Origin of the sequence: Arthrobacter sp. FW306-07-I (assembly GCF_021800405.1) — a bacterium.
Classification (GTDB): domain Bacteria; phylum Actinomycetota; class Actinomycetes; order Actinomycetales; family Micrococcaceae; genus Arthrobacter.
In genome coordinates, this window is the sequence record NZ_CP084550.1 from 2,595,491 (window position 1) to 2,612,594 (window position 17,104).

The window sequence follows — 17,104 nt, forward strand, 5'->3', positions numbered from 1 at the left end:
ATAGTCGCGGTGGAGGGTTTTCCAATGCCCGCGACCGGCTGGCAGCGAGCGGCTCCTCAGGCCGCCCCTGCTGCGGATTCCCTCAGCCGCCACCCGCCTCCCAGGCCGTCGCGCTGCAGGTACATGGTGGCCAGGGCCGACTTGGCGTTGTTTCCCAGCCTGACCTGCAGCTGAAGGACCTCCACGTCCACTCCGCCGCTGCCCTTTGGCATCCGGCGGCTGGTTTCCCACCAGTTGATGCGCTCGAACCATCTGACTGGCTCGGCACCCACGGCCCATTCCCTGCCCCTGCTCAGCACCGCCGTCGGCATCCCGTCGCTGTCTGTGTGCACTATGACGTGTTCCATTGCTGCAACCTATGGCAAGGGTCAGACAATCGGCCTACAGGAGGACCGGCAAGAAAAAACCCCGCTGCCTTCGCCGGGTGGGCGGGCAACGGGGTTTTGCTGGTGGGTCCTACCGGGATCGAACCGATGACATCCACGGTGTAAACGTGGCGCTCTACCAGCTGAGCTAAAGACCCAAATCGCGTTGATCCCGGCCGTTCCGCCGCAACCAACGAACATAGACTCTACCGGACTGGAGGCAGGAAACGCGAATCGGCAGGAAACGCTTCCTAAAGGGAGGGAAGTTCAGCCGCAAGGTATTGCAGCGCCTGGCTGACCCCTGCCTCGAGCTTGATGGTTGCCTTGTCGTCGCCCCGGGTGGCACCACGGTTGATGATGACCACGGGCTTGCCCTCCTTGGCGGCGTGCCTGACGAACCGCAGGCCGCTCATGACCGTCAGGGACGAACCGGCAACCAGCAGGGCAGCTGCCTGGTCCACCATGGCGTATGAGCGTTCAACCCGGTCTTTAGGGACATTTTCCCCAAAGTAGACGAAGTCCGGCTTCAGGGTTCCGCCGCAGGCAGGACAAACAGCCACCACAAAGCTGTCAATGAGGGCCTGGTCTTCAACGGTGGCGTCAGCGTCCGGCGCCACTTCCACCAGGCCGGTGGCTGCGGCCCGTTCCAGGAAATCCGGGTTCAGTTCCTCGAAAACACCGGCAAGGAGCCGTCGCGAGTAGGTACGTCCGCAGTCAAGGCAGATGACCTGGTCATACCTGCCATGGAGGTCGACGACGTTTGAGCTGCCCGCGTCCTGGTGCAGCCGGTCAACGTTCTGCGTGATAAGCCCGGTGAGGTAGCCGCGCCGTTCCAGTTCGGCGGCGGAGTAGTGGCCCTGGTTGGGGTCGGCGTGCCGCATGTGCGACCATCCGATGTGGTTCCTGGCCCAGTAACGCTGCCGGTTTGCTGCGTGGCGGACGAACTCCTGGTACGTCATGGGCGACCGGGGCGGCGAGTCCGGACCGCGGTAGTCCGGAATGCCGGAGTCGGTACTGAGCCCGGCGCCCGTCAGCAGGGCGAACGGGGCGCCGGCGAGCAGGTCCCGGATCTGGACCAGAACCGCCAGTTCCTCCCCGGATGGCGGCACAGGGAGCACCGGCGGCCTGCTGGCAAAGCCGGTAAGGCCCGTCCCCCGCCGCTGCCCGGGCATGACGGCTCAGGCCTGCTTCAGGTCCGCCAAGGCGGTGCGGTACTCGTTGAAGTCGCGCGCCTGGCCCCGTGGATTCACCACGCTGTAGCGGACCTTGCCTTGGGAATCGATGATGAAGGTGGCCCGTTTGGCCATGCCGCTGCCGGCGTCGAACACTCCGTAGGCTGTGGCCACCGCTCCGTGCGGCCAAAAGTCGGCGAGGAGGTCGAAGTTGTAGCCTTCCTGGGCCGCGTACGCGCGGAGGCTGTACTTGCTGTCCACGGACACGCCCAGGACCACCGCGTTCGAGTTTTCGAACATGCCCAGGTTGTCCCGTATTTCGCCCAGTTCGCCGGTGCAGATGCCGGAGAACGCAAAGGGATAGAAAACCAACGCCACGTTTTGCCCGCGGAAGGATGACAGCCGCACCGGCTCGCCATACTGGTTGGCGAGCTCGAAGTCAGGTGCTGTTGCTCCCAGCGCAGGGACAGCTGGAGAAGCGGCCTCAACCGCTGCCGTCACTTGTTCTTCCTGCTGACCAGGCGGGTGGCGCTCCAGTCCTTCGAAACTCCGGCGGAAGTGGTGACATGCAGGCCGGCGGTTGGTGCGGCCTCCTGGATGTCTGCGGGTGAGACGTAGCCATCCCTGCCGGATTTGGGGGTGAGGACCCAGACGACGCCGCTTTCGCTCAGGGTGGTGAGGGAGTCCACCAGGCTGTCCACCAGGTCTCCGTCGCCGTCGCGCCACCACAGGATGACGGCGTCCGCCACTTCATGGTCGTCCTCGTCCAGCATCTCGGAACCGGTGAAGTCCTCAATATCGTCACGCAAGTCGAAATCGACATCGTCGTCGTAACCGAACTCCTGAATCAGATCCCCGTTTTTGAAACCCAATTTTTCCGCCACATTTACCGAAGTGGCGGCGTCGGCCTCGCTCACGTGTTCCTCCAATACCTCATATATGCGGTGTGCATAGTGATTTCCATTACTCCCAAGCCAACACCCTTTGTGCCTGCGCTTCAAGCTGCCGCCCCCGGGATTGCGCATATTCTGCGTCACATCCCGCGACAACAGCCCCGTCGCAGGGGCTTTTGGTCACACAACCAGTATGACGAACGAAATACAACTGGAGCGCCGGGGCCGCAGCTACGCATCGGGTTCGCGTCAGGGCTAGAGTGGCTGGTGACAACTATGCCTGCGGGACGACAACCGTGTGACTCCGTGCAGACATAGGAGCGCTAGGAAGCTGCCCGGCACACATGACCGGGCTGTTGTAACCGATACGTCGCACACGGCGTATATACGCCGGGCAGTCACCCTGCCTGGCCTGAGTGCGCCGATTCATGCGCGCAAAGAGAGGTTGGACGTGGCTGCAGGAGAAGAGACCTCCCATATCCTCAGCGGGTTGACTAACCAGCTGCCTGATCGTGATCCGGAAGAGACTGCCGAGTGGGTTGAGTCCCTGGATGCGTTGATCAGGGAACAGGGTACCGAGCGTGCCCAATACATCATGCGGAGCCTGCTGCAGCGCGCGGGCGCGCAGAGCGTGGGTGTGCCGATGGTGACCACCACCGATTACGTGAACACGATCCCGGTGGACCAGGAAGCAGAGTTCCCGGGCAACGAGGAGTACGAACGCCGCTACCGGGCCTACATGCGGTGGAACGCCGCGGTCATGGTGCACCGGGCGCAGCGGCCCGATATCGGCGTCGGCGGGCACATCTCCACCTACGCCGGCGCGGCGACCCTGTACGAGGTCGGGTTCAACCACTTCTTCCGCGGCAAGGATCACCCCGGCGGCGGGGACCAGGTCTTCTTCCAGGGCCACGCCTCCCCCGGCATGTACGCCCGGGCATTCATGGAAGGCCGGCTCTCCGAGGAAGACATGGACGGGTTCCGGCAGGAAAAGTCCCGCCAGGGCCACGCCCTGTCCTCCTACCCGCACCCGCGCCTGATGCCGCACTTCTGGGAATTCCCCACCGTGTCCATGGGCATCGGGCCGATGAACGCGATCTACCAGGCCCAGAACAACCGCTACCTGCACAACCGCGGCCTGAAAGACACCTCCGACCAGCAGGTCTGGGCGTTCCTGGGCGACGGGGAAATGGACGAGCCCGAGTCCCGCGGCCTGCTCCAGCTCGCCGCGAACGAGAACCTGGACAACCTGAACTTCGTGATCAACTGCAACCTCCAGCGCCTGGACGGGCCGGTCCGGGGCAACGGCAAGATCATGCAGGAACTCGAAGCGTTCTTCCGCGGCGCGGGCTGGAACGTGATCAAGGTCGTCTGGGGCCGGGAATGGGATGACCTGCTCACCCGCGACACCGACGGCTCCCTGGTGAAGATCATGAACGAAACCGTCGACGGGGACTACCAGACCTACAAGGCCGAATCCGGCGGGTTCGTCCGCGAACACTTCTTCGGCAAAACCCCGCAAACCAAAGACCTCGTCGCGGACCTGACCGATGACCAGATCTGGAACCTCAAACGCGGCGGCCACGACTACCGCAAGGTCTACGCCGCCTACAAGGCCGCCACCGAATTCAAGGGCAAACCCACCGTCATCCTCGCCCACACCGTCAAGGGCTACGGCCTCGGCCCCCACTTCGAAGGCCGCAACGCCACCCACCAGATGAAAAAACTCACTCTGGACGACCTGAAGAAATTCCGCGATCACCTCCGGATCCCCATTACGGACGAGCAGCTGGAGAACGACTCGTACCGGCCGCCGTACTACCACCCCGGTAACGACGCCCCGGAAATCAAGTACATGATGGAGCGCCGTGCTGCGCTGGGCGGATCAGTCCCGGAGCGCCGCAACACCCACGCTGAGATCGTGCTGCCCGAGGCGAAGTCCTACGAGGTGGCCAAGCGCGGTTCGGGCAAGCAAATGGCCGCCACCACCATGGCGTTCGTCCGCCTGCTTAAGGACCTGATGCGGGACAAGAACTTCGGCAAGCACATCGCCCCGATCATCCCCGACGAAGCCCGCACCTTCGGCATGGACGCGTTCTTCCCCACGGCGAAGATCTACAACCCCAAGGGCCAGAATTACTTGTCGGTGGACCGTGACCTGGTCCTGGCGTACAAGGAGTCCCCCGCGGGCCAGCTGATCCACCCCGGCATCAACGAAGCCGGCGCCGTGGCAGCGTTCACCGCCGCCGGAACCTCCTACGCCACCCACGGCATCCCCCTGGTCCCGGTCTACGTGTTCTACTCCATGTTCGGCTTCCAACGCACCGGCGACGCCTTCTGGGCAGCAGCGGACCAAATGACCCGCGGCTTCATCATCGGCGCCACCGCGGGACGGACCACCCTCACCGGCGAAGGCCTCCAGCACGCCGACGGCCACTCCCCCCTGCTGGCCTCCACCAACCCGGCCGTACTCACCTACGACCCCGCCTACGGCTACGAAATCGGACACATCGTCCGCTCCGGCCTGGAACGGATGTACGGGGAAGGCTCGACGGACAAGAACGTCATGTACTACCTCACCGTGTACAACGAACCCATCATCCAGCCCGCAGAACCGGAGAACCTCGACGTCGAAGGCGTCATCAAGGGCATCTACCTGCTCGCCCCGGCAAAGATCGACGGTCCCCGCACCCAGATCCTCGCCTCCGGCGTCTCCGTACCCTGGGCCCTCGAAGCCCAGCGCGTACTGGCAGATGACTGGAACGTCTCCGCCGACGTCTGGTCCGTGACCTCCTGGAACGAACTGCGCCGCGACGGCCTCGCCGCCGAAGAAGAAGCCTTCCTCAACCCCGGCCAGCCCGCCCGCGTCCCCTTCGTCGCCCAGCAACTCGAAGGAGCCACCGGCCCCATCGTCGCCGTGTCCGACTACATGAAGGCAGTCCCGGACCAGATCCGGCAGTTCGTCCCCAACGAATTCGCCACCCTCGGCGCCGACGGCTTCGGCTTCTCCGACACCCGCGCAGCAGCCCGCCGCTACTTCAAGAACGACACCCACTCCATCGTGGTCCGTGCCCTTGAAATGCTGGCGCGCCGCGGCGAGGTGGATGTCGACGCCCCGGTGAAGGCGATCGAGAAGTACAAGCTGCTCAACGTCAATGCCGGCACCACCGGCAACGCCGGAGGCGAAGCCTAGCCTTCGGGCTGGACAGCGGAACCAGCAGCGAACGACGGCGGCCCTCACCCCACAAGGTGAGGGCCGCCGTCGTTCGTTTCAAAAGCAGCAGGAGCGCTGTGACGCAGGGCAAAGCGGATTGTAGCCTTCGCACAAATGGAGCTTGCGGGGCGGTGGCCGTATGCTCAAAGAATGCCAGCACCAGCAAGCCCGTCTTCGAAGCGGAAACCGCCCGCGCCGAAGGTCACCCCGGAGAAGTCCGAGACCCTCAAGCAGCTCCGTGCCAATGTGGGACAGCTCTCCACCGCCACCATGCGCAAGCTGGAGCAGTCGCTGCCGTGGTACAGCCGGCTCAGCGCTGACGAGCGGTCGGCCCTGGGCATGGTGGCGCAGAACGGAATCGCGGCCTTTGTCACCTGGTATGAGCGGCCCAGCTCGCCGTCGTGGATTCTCACCGACGTCTTCGGGACCGCCCCCACTGAGCTGACCCGTTCCATCAGCCTCCAGAAGGCACTGCAGCTGATCAGGATCGTGGTGGAGGTGGTGGAGGACCAGGTGCCGGTCATCGCACCGGAGGCAGACCAGCCGTCCCTTCGCGAGGCGGTGCTGCGCTACTCGCGGGAAGTCGCCTTTGCAGCCGCAGATGTTTACGCCAGGGCTGCCGAGTCCCGCGGATCCTGGGACACGCGCCTGGAAGCCTTGATCGTGGATGCGATCCTGCGCGGCGAAAACACCGACGCACTGCGCTCACGCATTGCAGCGCTTGGCTGGAAGGCGCAGGAACGGTTCACGGTCATGGTGGGCAATTCGCCGTCCGAACCCAGCGCCAGCTACGTCAGCGAGCTGCGCCGAATGGCTGGGCGGTACGCCGAGGATGCGCTGGTGGGGATCCAGGGCGACCGGCTGATCCTCATCCTTGGCGGGGTCCAGGACCGCGAAACCGCGTACGTGAAGCTGAGCGACATGTTCGCCCCCGGGCCCGTGGTCTATGGCCCGGAGGCCAGCTCGTTGCTGGAGGCCAGCAGCTCCGCCCAATCGGCGTTTGCCGGGCTGACCGCTGCCCGGGCCTGGCCGTCCGCACCCCGTCCGGTGGCCGCCGATGACCTGCTGCCGGAACGGGTTATTTCCGGCGACGACGCTGCCCGCCGTTCCCTGGTGAAGAACATCTACCGGCCGCTCCTGGCGGCCTCCAACGGCCTGGTGGAAACGCTGGGAACGTACTTGGAACTGGGCCACTCGCTGGAGGCCACGGCGCGCGAACTCTTCGTCCACGCGAACACCGTCCGGTACCGGCTGAAGCGGGTCTGCGACGTCACCGGCTGGGACCCGCTGCTCCCGCGGGAGGCGTTCGTGCTGCAGGCGGCACTGGTCGTGGGCCGTCTTTCAGCCCCGCCGAAGGCCGCCACGGAGCGGCAGGCTTCCCGGAACCAGGCCTGAGGCATTGTAGACTTCCTACAACCTGACCCCGTGAGCTTGGTGCGGAGAAACACCGCTGGATCACACAGTAATTTGGAAAGCTGGTTACGTGCTTGCAATAGTCTGCCCTGGACAGGGCTCACAGACCCCGGGTTTTCTGGCCCCTTGGCTGGAACTACCCTCGGTGGCAGGCCAACTGGCCTCCCTGAGTGACATCGCAGGGATCGACCTGATCGCCCACGGGACCACCTCCGACGAGGAAACCATCAAGGACACTGCCGTGGCGCAGCCCCTGATCGTTGCCGCGGGGCTGGTCACCGCCGCCTCCCTCTTCGATGTTGAACTCAACTCCCTTCCGGTCATCCTGGCCGGCCACTCGGTGGGTGAGATCACCGCTGCCGCCCTCGCCGGAGTGCTGACGGAGCAGGAAGCCATGACGTTCGTCCGGGAGCGCGCCAACAGCATGGCCGCCGCGGCAGCCGTCACACCCACCGGCATGAGCGCTGTCGTGGGCGGTGACCCCGCAGGGGTGCTTGCCGCGATCGAGGCATCCGGTGCCACACCGGCAAATGTCAACGGTGCCGGCCAAACAGTTGCCGCAGGTACCTTTGAACAGCTCAAAGCGCTTGCTGACAACCCGCCGGCCAAGGCGCGCGTCATTCCGCTCAAGGTTGCCGGCGCATTCCACACCAGCCATATGGCCCCTGCAGTCACCGCCCTGGAAGCGCTGGCGCCGCAGCTGAACCCGGTGGCCCCGAAGGTGCCCCTCCTGTCGAATTACGACGGCGGGGAAGTCACCGACGGAGGCGCCGCCGTCGAAAGCCTGATCGCCCAGGTGTCCCGCCCGGTGCGCTGGGACCTGTGCATGGAGACCATGGTGAAGCGCGGCGTTACCGGCCTGATCGAGCTGGCTCCTGCAGGCACCTTGGCCGGACTCGCCAAGCGCGGGATGCCCGGCGTCAAGACCGTTGCAGTCAAGACCCCCGACGACCTCTCCGCCGCGCTGGCGCTCTTCGCAGAACTGGAGGGCAACGCATGAGCGTTCCCACACTGAAGCAGGCTCCCATCCAGGAGCACACCCGGATCGTGGGACTGGGGGCTTACCGGCCGGATGTCATCGTCACCAACGAGGACGTATGCCAGTGGATCGATTCCTCTGATGAGTGGATCCGCCAGCGCACGGGCATCATCACCCGCCACCGCGCAGCTGCCGACGTCAGCGTGATCGACATGGCTGAGGGAGCGGCCCGCGAAGCCATGGAGAAGGCCGGCATTGATGGCTCGGACCTGGGTGCCGTGATTGTCTCCACCGTGACCCACCCCTACGCCACGCCCTCCGCCGCAGCCAGCCTGGCCGACAGGATCGGGGCCACTCCGGCTCCTGCCTTTGACATCTCCGCGGCCTGTGCCGGTTACTGCTACGGCATTGCCCAAGCGGACGCCCTGGTCCGCTCCGGCGCCGCCAAGTATGTCCTGGTGGTCGGCGCAGAGAAGCTGTCGGACGTCATCGACAACCGCGAACGCACCATTTCCTTCCTCCTTGGGGACGGTGCCGGCGCCGTCGTCGTCGGCCCCTCCGACACCCCGGGCATCGCCCCATCGGTGTGGGGTTCTGACGGCAGCAAGTGGAATGCCATTGGCATGACCCGCTCCCTGCTGGATGTCCGCGACCTGGGACTCGCCGCCCGCCAGTCCGACTCCACGGGCGACCTCGCGCTTCTGGAAGAGGCACAGGAGCTGTACCCCACCCTCCGGCAGGACGGCCAGACCGTCTTCCGCTGGGCAGTGTGGGAGATGGCCAAGGTGGCCCAGCAGGCACTCGACGCCGCCGGCATCGAGGCCGAAGACCTGGTGGCCTTCATCCCCCACCAGGCCAACATGCGCATCATCGACGAGATGGTGAAGAAGCTGAAGCTGCCCGAGACGGTTACAGTGGCACGGGACATTGCCGAGGCCGGCAACACATCCGCTGCCTCCATCCCGCTGGCAACGCACCGGCTCCTTCAGGAGAACCCCGGACTGAGCGGCGGGCTGGCCCTGCAGATCGGTTTCGGTGCCGGCCTGGTGTTCGGCGCACAGGTAGTTGTCCTTCCCTAGATACGCCCAAGGGCCGCAACCGCGGCCTGGACCGTTTCCGGCAGCCTCTGCCGGCAATACAAGAAAAGGAGCCACACATGGCTAGCAACGAAGAGATCCTGGCCGGCCTGGCTGAAATCGTCAACGAGGAAACCGGCCTGGCCCCGGAGGCCGTCGAGCTGGACAAGTCCTTCACCGAGGACCTGGACATCGACTCCATCTCCATGATGACCATCGTGGTCAACGCCGAGGAAAAGTTCGGCGTCCGCATTCCGGACGAAGAGGTCAAGAACCTCAAGACTGTTGGCGACGCTGTCAGCTTCATTGCCGGAGCACAGGCCTAGTCACAGGCTTTTCGCCGTCTTACGGCTTGGCAGGGCTGCCGGTCCGGATTGACCGGACCGGCAGCCCGCCGCATTTATCCGGCGCAGTACCCCGACCGGGACTGGCCGATCATCAACATGTGCGGGACCCTGCGGCGGACGCAGCCGGATTCCCCACCGACGAAAGAGTGATCCCATGACACGCAAAGTAGTCATTACCGGTCTGGGTGCCACCACGCCCATCGGCGGCGATGTTCCCACCATGTGGAACAACGCCCTAAAAGGGGTCTCCGGTGCCCGCACCCTCGAGGACGACTGGGTAGCCAAGTACGAGCTCCCTGTCCACTTCGCCGCCCGGTGCAGCACGCCGGCCCTCGACGTGTTGAGCCGCGTTGAAGCCAAGCGGATGGACCCCTCCACGCAGTTCGGCGTCATCGCCGCCCGCGAAGCCTGGGCTGATTCCGGCATCACGGAATTCGACCAGGACCGGCTTGCCGTGGCCTTTGCCACCGGCATCGGCGGCGTCTGGACCTTGTTGGACGCCTGGGACACGCTCAAGGAAAAAGGCCCGCGCCGCGTCCTGCCCATGACCGTCCCCATGCTGATGCCCAACGGCGTTGCCGCGGCCGTCAGCCTGGATCTTGGCGCCCGAGCCGGCGCCCACACACCCGTATCTGCCTGCGCCTCGGGCACCGAGGCCATGCACCTCGGCCTGGAACTCATCCGCTCCGGCAAGGCAGACGTGGTGATGTGCGGTGGCGCGGAAGCCGCCATCCACCCCATGCCGCTGGCAGCGTTCGCATCCATGCAGGCCCTGTCCCGCCGGAACGACGAGCCCGAGCGCGCCTCCCGTCCGTACGACACTGCCCGTGACGGCTTCGTCATGGGTGAAGGCGCCGGCGCCCTGGTCCTCGAAGCAGAGGAACACGCGCTTGCCCGTGGAGCCCGCATCTATGCCGAGCTCGCCGGTACCTCGGTTACGGCGGACGCCTACCACATCACGGCCCCGGACCCCGAAGGGCTGGGCGCCACCCGCGCGCTGAAGGCTGCCATGTTCGATGGCCGGATCCACGCTGAAGACGTGGTTCACGTGAACGCGCACGCCACCTCCACCCCCGTTGGCGACAAGCCCGAGTACACGGCGCTGCGTGCCGCCCTGGGCGCCCACGTGGAGAACGTGGCCGTCTCCGCCACCAAGTCGCAGATGGGCCACCTCCTGGGCGCCTCCGGTGCCGTGGAGGCTGTCCTCACCGTCCTGGCCGTCCATGAGCGCAAGGCCCCGGTCACCATCAACCTTGAAAACCAGGACCCTGAAATCCCGCTCGACGTTGTCACCTCCGCCCGCGAACTGCCCGCAGGCAGCATCGTGGCGCTGAGCAACTCGTTCGGCTTCGGCGGTCACAACGCCGTGGTGGCCATCCGCAGCGTGTAGTCCGTGCGGGTTGTCCCGGATACGAAAGGAGGCCCCGCCGGCTGGCGGGGCCTCCTTTGTGCTATGGAAGTGTTGCTGCTGTTTTAGCCGCCCGGGAATGGACGACGGCGGTCAGCCCACCTGGTGGAGCCAGCGGACCGGGGCGCCTTCGGCAGCATGGCGGAACGGCTCAAGTTCCTCATCCCAGGCTTCGCCCAGGGCGAGGGACAGTTCATGGTAGACGGCGGATGGGTCGCCGGCGCCGGACTCATAGGCGTACCGAATGCGGTCCTCGGACACCATGATGTTGCCATGGACGTCAGTGACAGCATGGAAAATTCCCAGCTCGGGGGTGTGCGACCAGCGGCCGCCGTCCACGCCCTGGCTGGGCTCCTCAGTAACCTCATACCGAAGGTGCGCCCAGCCACGGAGGCAGGACGCCAGTTTCGAACCTGTACCGGGCGCGCCGGTCCAGGACAGCTCGGCCCGGAACATTCCGGGCGCGGCTGGCTGAGCGGTCCACTCAAGGTCCGTCCGCTTGTCCACCACAGCGCCGACCGCCCACTCAACGTGGGGGCACAGCGCCGTAGGGGCCGAGTGAACGAACAGCACACCACGGGTCGTTGCAATAGACATTCCATCCTCCATAGCTCTAGGTACGTCTTCCCCAACGACCTCTGCCTGGATGGAACTGCCATGCCTTCACTGCGGCGGTGGTTCCCTGTATTCAGATGTATCAGATAAAGCTGTGTCCGGACTTGCCGCGCCGAACGAAACCACAGGGGCTTCAAGCGGTACTTGAAAGTTGCCGGACGTGACTCTTATTGTGCCGTACCTCATGGAATTACGCCAGTGCGATTAGCTGCGGTGGTCAAGCCCTGGGATGGGCCTGCTGATAACTCTTCCGCAGGCGGTCCACCGAGACGTGAGTGTAGATCTGGGTGGTGGCCAGGCTGCTGTGGCCCAGAATCTCCTGCACCGCGCGAAGGTCGGCTCCGCCGTCGAGCAGATGGGTGGCGGCAGAGTGCCGGAGCGCGTGGGGTCCAGTCGCGGAGGTATCTCCCAGTGCTTCAAAGAGCATATTGACCAGGGCGCGGACCTGGCGCTGGTCCACCCGTGCACCGCGGGCGCCGAGAAAAAGGGCCGGTCCGCTGGTGTCCTTGGCCAGTGCCCGGCGTCCCCGCCGGAGCCAGTCGTCGAGGGCCACGGCTGCGGGAACTCCGAACGGGACGGTACGTTCCTTGTTGCCCTTGCCGATCACCCGCAGCGTCCGGCGGTCCGGATCCAGGTCATCGATGTCCAGGCCCACAAGTTCGCCTACCCGGATACCCGTGGCGTAGAGGAGTTCGACCATGGCCCGGTTCCGCACGGCGATGGGTTCGCCCTCAAAGGCCGAGATCTCGAGCCGCTCCAGGATCCGCGTGAGCTGGGAGGCCTGCAGGACGCCAGGCAGGGATCCTTCGCGTTTGGGTGCCTTGAGCCGCAGCGCAGGGTCCACGTCGATGAGTTCCTCACGGAGCGCCCAGGCGGTGAACGTCCGGGCCGTAGCAGCCCGGCGCGCGAGGGTCGCCCGGGAGGCCCCCGATGAGCTTTGATTGCCCAGCCAGCGGCGGAATGTCCCCAGTTCAAGGTCGTTCAGCCCTGCCACGCCTTCTGATGCCGCATGGGACAGGAGGCTGCGCAGATCACCCAGGTAAGCGCGCCGGGTATGGGCCGATACCGCACGTTCCCCTGACAAGTAACCGGCAAAGCCGTCCAGGGCCGCGCTGAGCTCCGCGGGCAGTTCATCATTATCCACTCCTCTACCTTCCCAGTTGCATGGCTTCCTCCCCAGGCAGACACGGTCATCCCCTGCCGCGTTTCCACCCGCCCCGCTCGGAGACAGCGAGTCCAAGCAGCCCCAGCCTCCCCAGTCCTGCCCGGACCGAATCCTGGCCAAGGCCCGCCACCGCCGAAAGCTTTTCCACGGAAGTGGTGGAACGCAGCGGCAGCGCGTCCAGCAGGATCAGGTCCTCCAGGGTCAGCCCGTCCTGCACTGCGGCTTCCGCCGTACGCTGTTCCGGCAGGGCCGTTCCGCTGGGTGAAGCCAACTCGGCCACCTCGGCTGCATCGGTGACGCAGACGGCACCCCCGTCCCGAAGCAGGCGGTGGCAGCCGGCGGAATTGGCGCTGTGGACCGAGCCGGGAACGGCACCGACGGCGCGGCCCAGGGTTTCGGCGTGGTGGGCCGTGTTGAGTGCTCCTGAGCGCCAGCGTGCCTCCACCACCACGGTCACCGCGGAGAGGGCAGCTATCAGGCGGTTCCGTTGCAGGAACCGGAAGCGGGTCGGTGCCGACCCAGGCGGCACCTCGGCCAGTACCGCGCCCTGGTTTGCCACAGAACGCAGCAAATCATCGTTGCCCGATGGATAGAACCGGTCCACTCCCCCGGCCATGACGGCGATGGTGGGGACGGCGGCGGAGCCACCGGCAAGCGCTGCCCGGTGGGCGTGGGCATCAATCCCGTAGGCTCCGCCTGAAACCACGGTAAAGCCGCGCTGCGCCAGCGAGTACGCGAGATCCCCTGTGACGGCTGCTCCATAGCTGGTGCTGTCCCTTGATCCCACAAGGGCGATGCATTTGTCCACGGCCGGCAACGGCTGCTGCTGGCCGCGCCACCAGAGACAGATGGGCTCCTGGATTCCCAAGTCCGCGAGTTGGACCGGCCACAGCTCATCGCCTGGAATGATGAGACGGCCACCAAGGCGTGCCATGGTGGCAAGGTCGCGTTCCGGCGCAAGGTCGGGAAGCCGTGGCTGCCAGCGCTTCAGCGCGGCGGCCAGCCCCGCCCAGCTTCCGCCGGCACCACTGTCCGCCAGCAGAAGGGTGATCTCGCGCTCCAGGTCGGGACCTGCCGATATCTGGCCGGTGGCGATGCGCAGGGCGTCAATTGCCCCGGCGATCTGAACGAGGGCCAGGCCGGCCGTATCCTGCGGCTCCATCAGCCGCGAAAGCGCGGCCCGGGCCACTCGTTCCGCGTCCAAACCCGTTTCCTTCTTCACACCCGGTTCCTTTTCCACACCCAGTTCCTTCAACCCGCTCCGTCCTGCCACTCCTGTCATGCCGCAACCGCCGCGGCCTGCCGCAGGCCCAACGCCTGCCCGATGTCGTTTGTGTCCGGCGCGTCCCGGTGCCCCAGGTCCGCCAGGGTCCAGGCAAGCCGGAGGACCCGGTCATACCCCCGCGCGGTGAGCACTCCCCGTTCCAGGGACTGGTCCAGGATCCGGGTGGCACCTGCCGGGAGCCGCAAGACACCACGCAGGACCCGTCCCGGCACCTGCGAGTTCGTCTCGAGGCCGAAGCAGTGCAGGCGTTCGGCCTGTCTGGCACGGGCGTCCAGCACCCGGCGCGCGATCGATGCGGTGTCCTCTTCGGTACCGGCCTGTCCGAACTCAGCCAGGGACACACGCTCCACCTGCAGCTGGATGTCCACCCGGTCCAGTAGCGGCCCGGACATCCTGGCGAGGTAACGGCGGCGCATCATAGGCGTGCAGGTGCAGTCCAGGCCCTTCCCCGAGGCCTTGCCGCAGGGGCAGGGATTCGCGGCGAGCACCAGCTGGAACCGGGCCGGATAGGCCGCCGTGCCCGCAGACCGGTGGATCACCAGTTCTCCGCTCTCCAACGGCTGGCGCAGGGCATCCAGGACCCGCCGTTCGTATTCGGGGGCCTCGTCTAGGAAAAGCACACCGCGGTGGGCCCTGGACGCAGCGCCCGGCCTGGGCAGACCCGAGCCGCCGCCGATGATGGCTGCAGCGGTGGCTGAATGATGTGGGTTTTCGAAGGGCGGGCGGCGCAGGAGCTGCACCGCGGAGGCCGGCAGGCCGCACAGCGAGTGGATGGCGGTGACCTCCATGGACTCCTGGTCGCCAAGATCCGGCAGCAAACCGGGCAGCCGCTCGGCCAGCATGGTCTTGCCCGCACCCGGCGGCCCAGTGAGAAGCAGATGATGTGCCCCTGCGGCTGCAACTTCCAATGCCCTGCGGGCGTCGCCTTGGCCGGAGACATCTGCCATGTCCGGACACGGCCCCGGCGGCGAAGCACCATCCGCGTCATCGTCGGAGTCGTCCGGTTCGAAATCCAGGGCAAGCTCCTGGGGATCAGCGCCGAAGTCGAGGGCCAGCCGCGCCAGTGTGCGGTACCCGCGAACACTGGCACCCGGGACGAGGGAAGCCTCGGCAAAATTCGCTTGTGCCACCACGATCTCGGAGTAGCCTGCCTGGACCGACGCCATGACTGCAGGCAGAATGCCACGGACGGGCCGCAGCCTTCCATCGAGTCCCAGCTCAGCGATGAAGACAGTGCGTCCGGTGGGCTTGATGTCGTTCGCTGCCCGGAGCACCGCCATGGTCACGGCGAGGTCGAACCCGGATCCCCGCTTGGGCAGCGAGGCGGGTATGAGATTGGCGGTGATCTTCCTGCGGCTAAGCGGGATGCCGGAGTTCTTGGCGGCGGAACGGATACGCTCCTTGGCCTCGTTCAGCGAAGCATCCGGCAGGCCCAAAATGACAAACGCCGGCAGCGTCTGGCCGATGTCCGCCTCGACCTCGACCAGGTAGCCATTCAGTCCCACCAGGGCGATGGAGTAGGTGCGGCCAAGCGCCATCACCCCACCCCCTTGAGGTGCTCCACCACAGGTTCGCCGCCGCCGTCGTCCACTACGGCGATGACGTCCACCCGGCGCAGCGGCATTCGCAGTTCCCGGTCCCGGCACCAAGCAGCGCCCAAACGGTGCAGCCGTGCCAGCTTTTCCGGGCCCACTGCCTCGAAAGGGTGGCCATAGTCCAGGGAGCGGCGGGTCTTTACCTCGGCGATGACCAGGGCATCGCCGTCAAGGGCAACGATGTCAATCTCGCCCTCGGCGCACCGCCAGTTGCGCTCCACCACCAGCATGCCCAAAGCTTCAAGGAAGCCGGCGGCGAGGTCCTCGCCGTGCCTGCCCAACAGGTCTTTTGATTTCATTTCTACCTCCGCAACCAGCCTGGCGGCGGAGGTCTGCGGGAGACAGAACGGCCCTGCCGTATGTGGACAGGGCCTGGTGTGGAGGGAAAGTGGTGGCGCTAGTTGCCCAGGTCCACATCCTTGGGCAGGGCCAGCTCCTCGTTGCGGGGCAGTTCCTCGACGTTGACGTCCTTGAAGGTCAGGACCCTGACGCTTTTGACGAACCGGGCCGAACGGTAGACGTCCCACACCCAGGCGTCCTGGAGGGTCAGGTCGAAGTAGACCTCGCCGTCGGCGCTGCGGGCCTGGAGGTCCACGTGGTTGGCAAGGTAAAAGCGGCGCTCGGTCTCGACAACGTAGCTGAACAGGCCGACGACGTCCCGGTATTCACGGTAGAGCTGAAGCTCCATGTCGGTTTCATAGTTCTCAAGATCTTCAGCACTCATGCTTCCATCTTGCACCATGTGCGGCGCGCCTGGCGCCGGGCGCAGGAGTCAGTCTTCGTACGGCTCTTCCCCGTCAGGGACGTCCATGCCCTGCAGCTCCCCGCCGAGCAGCCGCCAGCTGACCCGGTGGTAGGGCGTGGGGCCGGCAGCGCGCAGCACGTTCCGATGGCCAGCGGTGGCGTAGCCCTTGTTGATGTCCCATCCATAAGTGGGATACTCACTGTGCAGTTCCCGCATCATGCGGTCCCGCTCCACTTTGGCGATGACACTGGCGGCGGCCACGCTGAGGCACTGCATGTCCGCCTTGACCTTGGTGTGGACCGGCGCCTCGCAGCCCGCCTCCAGCACGGGCTGGTCAAACAGGGACAGCTGTTCCGCCGGGGAAAGCCAGTTGTGGCTTCCGTCCAGCAGCACAGCGTCCGGGATGGTTCCGGCGTCCAGGATGCTCCCCCAGGCGCGGGTTCCCGCCAGCCGCAGGGCGGCAATGATCCCCAGGGAATCGATCTCGTCCGCGCTGGCGTGCCCCACCGCTGAGGCGACGCTCCACCGCCGCACCAGGGGATTCAGGCGTTCCCGCTCGGCCGGGCTGAGCAGTTTGCTGTCCCGCACGCCTGCCAGCGGCTTCTGGCGTTCCAGGTCGACGACGGCGATTCCCACGCTGACAGGGCCGGCGAGGGCCCCGCGGCCCACCTCGTCCACCCCGGCCAGGAATCGCACGCCCTGGGCCTTGAAGGTCCGCTCATGCCGCAGGGTGGGCGCCTTGGCACCACGTGCCGCCGGCTTCGAGGCTGCGCGCGCCTTCGTCGCCGGAGCAGCCTGTATTGCCGGAGAAGCATGCACTGCCGGGGACATG

At 66.0% G+C, this 17,104-nt stretch carries 17 protein-coding genes and 1 tRNA gene; 6 read left to right on the top strand and 12 right to left on the bottom strand.

What is annotated here, in order from left to right; genetic code table 11:
* Nucleotides 1–56: 56 nt before the first annotated feature.
* The 5 genes from LFT46_RS12015 to LFT46_RS12035 all read right to left on the bottom strand — a co-directional run bounded on the left by LFT46_RS12015 (nucleotide 57) and on the right by LFT46_RS12035 (nucleotide 2,454).
* Nucleotides 57–347 (bottom strand): hypothetical protein, encoded by a 291-nt coding sequence (locus LFT46_RS12015; RefSeq protein ID WP_236798638.1) that lies wholly within the window; start codon nucleotides 345–347, stop codon nucleotides 57–59.
* A 100-nt stretch (nucleotides 348–447) separates the two neighbouring features.
* Nucleotides 448–523, bottom strand: a tRNA-Val gene (locus LFT46_RS12020).
* 93 nt (nucleotides 524–616) lie between these two features.
* The gene (locus LFT46_RS12025) at nucleotides 617–1,537 is read right to left on the bottom strand and encodes an NAD-dependent protein deacetylase (RefSeq protein ID WP_236819854.1); all 921 of its coding nucleotides are present in this window, start codon (nucleotides 1,535–1,537) and stop codon (nucleotides 617–619) included.
* Between the two features lie 6 nt (nucleotides 1,538–1,543).
* Entirely contained in the window at nucleotides 1,544–2,038 is a 495-nt protein-coding gene (locus tag LFT46_RS12030) for a peroxiredoxin (RefSeq protein WP_236819856.1), read from the bottom strand.
* On the bottom strand, nucleotides 2,035–2,454 hold the full coding sequence (locus tag LFT46_RS12035) for a DUF3052 domain-containing protein (RefSeq protein ID WP_236798641.1): 420 nt from the start codon (nucleotides 2,452–2,454) through the stop codon (nucleotides 2,035–2,037). Before LFT46_RS12035 ends, LFT46_RS12030 begins: the two co-directional genes overlap by 4 nt.
* A gap of 427 nt (nucleotides 2,455–2,881) precedes the next feature.
* Between LFT46_RS12035 and aceE the strand changes: the two genes are divergently transcribed.
* The 6 genes from aceE to fabF all read left to right on the top strand — a co-directional run bounded on the left by aceE (nucleotide 2,882) and on the right by fabF (nucleotide 10,849).
* On the top strand, nucleotides 2,882–5,623 hold the full coding sequence (aceE, locus tag LFT46_RS12040; RefSeq protein ID WP_236819858.1) for a pyruvate dehydrogenase (acetyl-transferring), homodimeric type: 2,742 nt from the start codon (nucleotides 2,882–2,884) through the stop codon (nucleotides 5,621–5,623).
* 171 nt (nucleotides 5,624–5,794) lie between these two features.
* A complete protein-coding gene (locus tag LFT46_RS12045) occupies nucleotides 5,795–7,039 on the top strand; it encodes a PucR family transcriptional regulator (protein WP_236798643.1) in 1,245 nt (414 codons plus the stop codon).
* Nucleotides 7,040–7,127: 88 nt separating this feature from the next.
* On the top strand, nucleotides 7,128–8,057 hold the full coding sequence (locus tag LFT46_RS12050) for an ACP S-malonyltransferase (protein ID WP_236819860.1): 930 nt from the start codon (nucleotides 7,128–7,130) through the stop codon (nucleotides 8,055–8,057).
* Nucleotides 8,054–9,115, top strand: coding sequence for a beta-ketoacyl-ACP synthase III (locus LFT46_RS12055; protein WP_236798645.1), 1,062 nt, complete (start codon nucleotides 8,054–8,056; stop codon nucleotides 9,113–9,115). The genes LFT46_RS12050 and LFT46_RS12055 overlap by 4 nt, the downstream gene beginning before the upstream one ends.
* Nucleotides 9,116–9,192: 77 nt before the next feature.
* A complete protein-coding gene (locus tag LFT46_RS12060) occupies nucleotides 9,193–9,438 on the top strand; it encodes an acyl carrier protein (protein WP_009359314.1) in 246 nt (81 codons plus the stop codon).
* A 175-nt stretch (nucleotides 9,439–9,613) separates the two neighbouring features.
* On the top strand, nucleotides 9,614–10,849 hold the full coding sequence (fabF, locus tag LFT46_RS12065) for a beta-ketoacyl-ACP synthase II (RefSeq protein WP_236798646.1): 1,236 nt from the start codon (nucleotides 9,614–9,616) through the stop codon (nucleotides 10,847–10,849).
* Nucleotides 10,850–10,960: 111 nt separating this feature from the next.
* Here the strand turns inward: fabF and LFT46_RS12070 are convergent, their stop codons facing one another.
* The 7 genes from LFT46_RS12070 to LFT46_RS12100 form a co-directional block, all read right to left on the bottom strand.
* Nucleotides 10,961–11,464 (bottom strand): DUF3145 domain-containing protein, encoded by a 504-nt coding sequence (locus tag LFT46_RS12070; RefSeq protein ID WP_236798647.1) that lies wholly within the window; start codon nucleotides 11,462–11,464, stop codon nucleotides 10,961–10,963.
* 235 nt (nucleotides 11,465–11,699) lie between these two features.
* Nucleotides 11,700–12,626: a tyrosine recombinase XerC gene (locus LFT46_RS12075; protein ID WP_236798648.1), complete on the bottom strand. Its 927-nt coding sequence runs from the start codon at nucleotides 12,624–12,626 to the stop codon at nucleotides 11,700–11,702.
* A gap of 46 nt (nucleotides 12,627–12,672) precedes the next feature.
* Nucleotides 12,673–13,809 (bottom strand): DNA-processing protein DprA, encoded by a 1,137-nt coding sequence (gene dprA, locus LFT46_RS12080; RefSeq protein ID WP_236802878.1) that lies wholly within the window; start codon nucleotides 13,807–13,809, stop codon nucleotides 12,673–12,675.
* A gap of 116 nt (nucleotides 13,810–13,925) precedes the next feature.
* Nucleotides 13,926–15,470 carry a YifB family Mg chelatase-like AAA ATPase gene (locus LFT46_RS12085; protein ID WP_236798649.1) on the bottom strand — a complete coding sequence of 515 codons (1,545 nt, stop codon included), beginning with the start codon at nucleotides 15,468–15,470 and terminating at the stop codon, nucleotides 13,926–13,928.
* Nucleotides 15,470–15,826, bottom strand: coding sequence for a YraN family protein (locus LFT46_RS12090; RefSeq protein WP_236798650.1), 357 nt, complete (start codon nucleotides 15,824–15,826; stop codon nucleotides 15,470–15,472). The genes LFT46_RS12085 and LFT46_RS12090 overlap by 1 nt, the downstream gene beginning before the upstream one ends.
* A gap of 98 nt (nucleotides 15,827–15,924) precedes the next feature.
* Nucleotides 15,925–16,251, bottom strand: coding sequence for a DUF2469 domain-containing protein (locus LFT46_RS12095; protein WP_056335405.1), 327 nt, complete (start codon nucleotides 16,249–16,251; stop codon nucleotides 15,925–15,927).
* A gap of 48 nt (nucleotides 16,252–16,299) precedes the next feature.
* Nucleotides 16,300–17,103, bottom strand: coding sequence for a ribonuclease HII (locus LFT46_RS12100; RefSeq protein WP_236802879.1), 804 nt, complete (start codon nucleotides 17,101–17,103; stop codon nucleotides 16,300–16,302).
* Between the last annotated feature and the right edge of the window lies 1 nt (nucleotide 17,104).

Bases quoted from the DNA above. Each gene is read 5' to 3' on its own strand.
- LFT46_RS12090 (WP_236798650.1), bottom strand. From the start codon at position 15,826: ATGAAATCAAAAGACCTGTTGGGCAGGCACGGCGAGGACCTCGCCGCC.
- fabF (WP_236798646.1), top strand. From the start codon at position 9,614: ATGACACGCAAAGTAGTCATTACCGGTCTGGGTGCCACCACGCCCATC.
- LFT46_RS12060 (WP_009359314.1), top strand. From the start codon at position 9,193: ATGGCTAGCAACGAAGAGATCCTGGCCGGCCTGGCTGAAATCGTCAAC.
- LFT46_RS12055 (WP_236798645.1), top strand. From the start codon at position 8,054: ATGAGCGTTCCCACACTGAAGCAGGCTCCCATCCAGGAGCACACCCGG.
- dprA (WP_236802878.1), bottom strand. From the start codon at position 13,809: ATGGAGCCGCAGGATACGGCCGGCCTGGCCCTCGTTCAGATCGCCGGG.
- LFT46_RS12015 (WP_236798638.1), bottom strand. From the start codon at position 347: ATGGAACACGTCATAGTGCACACAGACAGCGACGGGATGCCGACGGCG.
- LFT46_RS12100 (WP_236802879.1), bottom strand. From the start codon at position 17,103: ATGTCCCCGGCAGTGCATGCTTCTCCGGCAATACAGGCTGCTCCGGCG.
- LFT46_RS12070 (WP_236798647.1), bottom strand. From the start codon at position 11,464: ATGTCTATTGCAACGACCCGTGGTGTGCTGTTCGTTCACTCGGCCCCT.
- LFT46_RS12045 (WP_236798643.1), top strand. From the start codon at position 5,795: ATGCCAGCACCAGCAAGCCCGTCTTCGAAGCGGAAACCGCCCGCGCCG.
- LFT46_RS12085 (WP_236798649.1), bottom strand. From the start codon at position 15,470: ATGGCGCTTGGCCGCACCTACTCCATCGCCCTGGTGGGACTGAATGGC.
- LFT46_RS12025 (WP_236819854.1), bottom strand. From the start codon at position 1,537: ATGCCCGGGCAGCGGCGGGGGACGGGCCTTACCGGCTTTGCCAGCAGG.
- LFT46_RS12095 (WP_056335405.1), bottom strand. From the start codon at position 16,251: ATGAGTGCTGAAGATCTTGAGAACTATGAAACCGACATGGAGCTTCAG.